We start from the raw sequence: 4,795 nt of genomic DNA, 5'->3' as shown, positions 1-4,795 counted from the left end.
CCGAGCCGCACCCGTGCTGGCAGTGCCACCACTACGGCGGGCCGCTGCCCGACAACGACATCAACTGCTTCTTGCCGGCACCCGCGCCTGTCGCCGGTGGTGGGGCAGCCCGAGAACGGCTGCGCCTTCTGGGAGCGCGCGTCGGGCACCGACGACGAGCAACGCCAGCCCTGACGCTGCTGGACCTTCCGGCGTGGATCTGCCTGAGGCTTCCCGGCACCGCTGGCTTAGCCTCCCATGCGCACCAGCGGCAACGGCGCCTGCGCCGACCCCATGGGCCGCCCCTCGGCATCCAGCTCGATGCGCCCAAGAAGCCCGCAGGGGTGGCCGGAACGCCACATCGAGATCGCCAGCACCACCGTTGCCGGCGCCAGCAGTCCACCATCTGCGCACCGCAGCGGCCTCCTGAGCCCTACCTCCACGAAGGTCAGCGAGCAGCCCTCTGGAGCTTCCTCGCGGGCCCGGGCGACGAACTGCGCTTGCCTGGTGACCAATTCCTCCCCCCAGGCCAGGTCCAGCACCGCGCGCTCGATGCCCTGGTCCAGTTCCCCGCTGCGCAAAGCGATCCACCTCAACTTGAAGCCGGACAGGCGCACGCCAGGCGCGTGATACCGCGCCGAGAACCGGTCATAGAAGGCACGCAACTGCTGCGGTGGCTGGGGATCAAAGGCGTCAGGCATGCCACAGCGTGCCATGCACCCGCAGGCATCATCGCTTCCGTGATCCAACGACCGTTCGCTCGGACTCCACCTCTCATCACGGCAACAGGCCATGGACCAAGGCAAGGCACGCGACTTTTGGAAAACGATGATGAACCATGAGGCCGAGCTGTGCGCCGTGCTGGATGCGGCGCCTACCGACCATGGGCTTCAGGAAGGCCTCCAGCGCATCGGCCGGGTCGTGCAGACGCTGCGCGACGCCGCCGCTGACATCGATCCGCTGCTGACCGTGGAGGTGGACCAGGTGCCGGCCGAGGACAGCACCGTGCTGCGCATCGCCGTGAGCTGCAACCACGATCCCGACGGCATCGAGGCGGTGCAGGCACTCGTGGCCGCAGCGCCGGCAATGCCGCCGCGCATCCAGGTGTGCGCGTTCGCGCCGCCGACGCCGAAGGAAATGGCGAGCGAGCTGGCCTCGCTGGAAATCCTCGGCGAGGAAGTGCCGCTCCAGCGGGTGCGCTTCATGGTCGAGCCCAGCGCCACGGCACCCGGCACCTTCGACGTGGCGTGCTTCGTACCGGAGGCGGCTGTGACCGCGATGGACCCGCAAGGCGTCCCCGGCGCCCTGGTCGCCGACATCCTGCTGAACATGGGCATCGGCGAGCTGCGCGTGATGACGCGCGTGAGCAGCATCGGTATCGCCGTCACCGACCAGCCGCCGCCCGAAGCCGTCCAGGCCTGGGACCTCGTTGAGATCATTGACAGCGCGCCGGCGCACTGAACTCCTGGCGCCGAAGAGCCAAGCATCAGCGCCTCGAAGCGTCCCTTGGAAACCTTGGTCTGTCCATGTGCCGTCAGCCCGAACTCGACTCTCCGTTGGCGCGTGCGCAGGCCCGCGCCTGCATTTCTGGCACCTGCTGCGCCAGGCCTGCGTGACGGCGGTCGCCTCCGAGCCGCCCTGTCCAACACCGTAGCCGCAGTGTCTCCAGCCGGGTCAAGCATCGGCCGCCTTTTCCGTGGCGGGCATTGAGCAACCCGCCACCCTTAAGGTTCCCGGGATATCTGAAGTATTTCTTGACGGACCGACCCGGCGGCAAGTTCGTGCCCATTCCGGTCGTCCGTCGCTACGAAGTCCGGTCCTTGCTGAACTCCCGGGCGCTCAGTGAGCGGCGATTGGCGAATGTCTTGTACGGTGGGCTGGCGCGGACCACTTGCACCTCTCTGGCGAGGCCCGTGGAGTGACCCCAGCCCTATGAGCGCATCGTCGCTCTCCCGCAATTTGCCAGGAGGTGATTATGGAAACGCCCGAACGCATAGGGCGTCACTGACTGTGTGACCGCCTGGGGGCGACGATTGCAAGTTCGCGCGTTGGCATTCGCCGTGCCCGTCAGTTCGCTAACCCAGGGGATAGCACGGTCGCCGGTGAGGATCACGATAGGGCTTCGCGTCGGTGCGGCCGCGTCGCGCGTCGGTGGCTCACGCCGATTCATCATGCGGGAACCGGCCCCGGGAGTAGGCCCATGAAGAAGTTCTTCGTCAGGTCAGCGGCCGTGGCGCTGGCCGCATCCGCCTTCACCTTGCCGTGCCTGGCCGTGGTCATCGACTTCGACCTCGACACGGGCACGCTGCTCCTGGACACCCCGGGCACCGGCGCACTGGACGAGTACCGCTCGGGGACCTTCGGCATCGGTGCGCACACCTTCTCGCCGACGAATCCGAACACCTTCCAGCCGCTGCCGCTCGAGGTTCGCTTCGTCGACGCTCAGACTGGAAGGTTGCAAACGGTCACGCTCGCCACGTTGGGGCTCGGCGGTGGGCAGAACGCCCCGTCCACCTTCGGTTCGATCAGCGACCCACCCGGCGGACACAATTTTGGTCCGAGCTTGATCCTGTCAAGCTCACTGGGCGACTTCGACGTCTTCAACACGGCAAGGGCAACGATCACGCCGACAGTCGTGTCGGGCACGATCGCAGCCGACTTCAACGCCACCGGTGGTTCGGTGTGCGGCCATGGGGCCGACAACGACTGTGACTTCGGTGCGCGCCTGCCCGACCTGCTCGACGGCCCGGATCCGCTCGTCCTGTCGGGCTTCCGCGTGGACTTCGGCATCGGCGTGGCGAGCACGACGACGTTCGACACCTTCGAGTTCCGCATGATCAGCCCGTCGCTCATCGTCACCACGATTCCCGAAACGAGCACGTGGGTCATGTTGCTCACCGGGCTCGTGACGGTCGCGCTCGGCGTTCAGCGACGCCGGCGCAGCGTGCTCGCCGAGTTAGGAAATCCTCCCTCCGAGTGAACCCCACCAGCCGGACGACCGGCAGCCGCGGTGCCGCAGAACGTTCGGAACGGGGAGAGAGACTTCTCGCCCGCGCGCCCAGGCCTTCGCGGTCGCCTTGTGGCGGGAACTTCCAGTCCGCCAACGACAGGTCCCATGGAGTCAGACAGGCGCAAAGGGCTCGCCGCGTGGCATCGACCGACGGCTTTGCAGCGAAGTTGCCAATGACCGGGCATGGCCGGGAACTACCAGCCGAGCCACTGTCTTTTCTATCGCATCTGCTTTCTCAGCGGTATGCAAGCAGTTGCGCAGCGGCATGGCGGCTTGGCTACGGCGATTCGAGGCGTGCGGCCGACACCGCGGCGAGGCCGGCATCGCCACCCGCAGCGATTGATGCTGGGCACGCAGCGTCGCGAGTTCCCGGCGGCTCTGGCCTCGCGCTGCCACTCGAAGATGCCTCGCTGCCATTACTCTTGCGGTGCAGTGCTCATGCCTTTCTCCCGGAGTTGCTGGCGCCAGCGGCGGCTGCCACGGCCTTGTGCTCGGCCAGGTAACACGCCCGGATTGAACCGACGCGGCCGACCGTCAGCCCGACAGGCTGGCCATCGACCATCCAGATCGTTTCGTCCCGACGTGCGTCGTAGCGAAAAGCGAGGCCGGCGCCAAGCCCGTAGCCGGCACGCTGCAGCGCCTGGCTGAACTCTTGGTAGGAGACGCGGCGAACGCGGTGAGAGGAGCTGTCCATGGCGTGTGGAGCAATCCGGTCAGGCGGTGGGGCGGGTGGGCCGAACCTGGGCGATGAGCACGCCGCTCTCGCACCGGGCATGGCCAGAGGCAGCGAGCGCTCGCAGAGTGCGCACGTTGGCGCCGGCTTGTGCGGCGACAGATGCGCGTGGCGGTGTTGCCGATGTGCTCGCCGTCCGGATAGACGCCCAGCACCTCGTTGCGCTCCTGCGGGGTCAGGCCCCCGAGGGCGCGTTTGTCCATGTGAACGGCGGTCAGAAAGCGCGGTTTTCCGGCGGTGAGGGCGCGTTTTTGTTCCCCCGAAGGCTTTCTTCTGTGGATAACTGCCCGCGGCGCCGCGATTGTGGAAAACCGCCGTTGTGGGTCTCTCTGATCACCTGCTCCGGCTGACCTCTCCCCGTTGGCGGGGTTGAAGTTCTGGTTAAACCGCTTGGCTTTAGACCATGATTCCATTAAAGTGGAATTATGGAAGAGAAAGACGTTGTCCGATCGCTCGCTGCGCTGGCCCAGCCGGCACGGCTGCAGGCGTTCCGTGCCCTCGTGGTGGCTGGCGAGGAGGGCCTGACGCCCGGCGCCATGGCCGAGGCGCTGGGCCTGCCGGCGTCCACGCTGTCGTTCCACCTCAAGGAGCTGACCAACGCGGGCCTGGTCACGCAGGAGCGCGAGAGCCGCAACCTCATCTACCGCGCCGCGTTCGGACAGATGAACGCGCTGCTGGCGTACCTCACCGAGAACTGCTGCCAGGGCGTGGCCTGCCTGCCCGCAGCCAAGCCCTGTACCGACTGCTGACTCAGTCATTCAAAGGAGACCTGCGATGAAGCGCTTCCACGTCCACCTGCACGTCGATGACCTGGCTAAGAGCATCGCCTTCTACTCTAGGCTCTTCGCCGCCGAGCCCGCGCGTGTGGAGAGCGACTACGCCAAGTGGATGCTCGACGACCCGGCGCTGAACTTCGCCATCTCCACGCGCGGCCAGGCCAGCGGCATCGACCATCTGGGCATCCAGACCGATGACCCGGCGGAGCTGGCGGCCATGAAGGGCCGTGCCGAAGCGGCCGACATGACGTTGCTCGATGAGGGCGCGACGACTTGCTGCTATGCGCGCAGCGAGAA

The 4,795-nt window shown here is 66.8% G+C and carries 6 protein-coding genes; 4 read left to right on the top strand and 2 right to left on the bottom strand.

All coding sequences use genetic code 11. The annotated features are described in order from the left end of the window. Positions 1-227: 227 nt before the first annotated feature. Entirely contained in the window at positions 228-680 is a 453-nt protein-coding gene (locus ALA01S_RS30165) for a hypothetical protein (protein WP_066343331.1), read from the bottom strand. A gap of 130 nt (positions 681-810) precedes the next feature. Between ALA01S_RS30165 and ALA01S_RS30160 the strand changes: the two genes are divergently transcribed. Together ALA01S_RS30160 and ALA01S_RS30155 are read left to right on the top strand one after the other, a co-directional pair. Continuing rightward, on the top strand, positions 811-1,440 hold the full coding sequence (locus ALA01S_RS30160) for a hypothetical protein (RefSeq protein WP_157119406.1): 630 nt from the start codon (positions 811-813) through the stop codon (positions 1,438-1,440). Between the two features lie 739 nt (positions 1,441-2,179). Continuing rightward, entirely contained in the window at positions 2,180-2,959 is a 780-nt protein-coding gene (locus tag ALA01S_RS30155; RefSeq protein ID WP_066343318.1) for a hypothetical protein, read from the top strand. 466 nt (positions 2,960-3,425) lie between these two features. On the opposite strand, the gene ALA01S_RS30150 is transcribed toward ALA01S_RS30155, so the two are convergent. Beyond that, positions 3,426-3,683 carry a hypothetical protein gene (locus tag ALA01S_RS30150; RefSeq protein WP_066343317.1) on the bottom strand — a complete coding sequence of 86 codons (258 nt, stop codon included), beginning with the start codon at positions 3,681-3,683 and terminating at the stop codon, positions 3,426-3,428. Positions 3,684-4,147: 464 nt separating this feature from the next. On the opposite strand from ALA01S_RS30150, the gene ALA01S_RS30145 reads away from it, so the two are divergent. Further along, a complete protein-coding gene (locus ALA01S_RS30145; protein ID WP_066343315.1) occupies positions 4,148-4,471 on the top strand; it encodes an ArsR/SmtB family transcription factor in 324 nt (107 codons plus the stop codon). A gap of 25 nt (positions 4,472-4,496) precedes the next feature. After that, positions 4,497-4,795, top strand: a 299-nt coding sequence (locus ALA01S_RS30140; protein WP_373863022.1) for a VOC family protein, incomplete at its 3' end; no start/stop codon positions are given.

Origin of the sequence: Azohydromonas lata NBRC 102462, assembly GCF_001571085.1 — a bacterium.
GTDB lineage: Bacteria > Pseudomonadota > Gammaproteobacteria > Burkholderiales > Burkholderiaceae_C > Azohydromonas > Azohydromonas lata.
The sequence above is the reverse complement of the archived record's forward strand: the minus strand, read 5'-3'. Positions and strand labels throughout refer to the sequence as shown.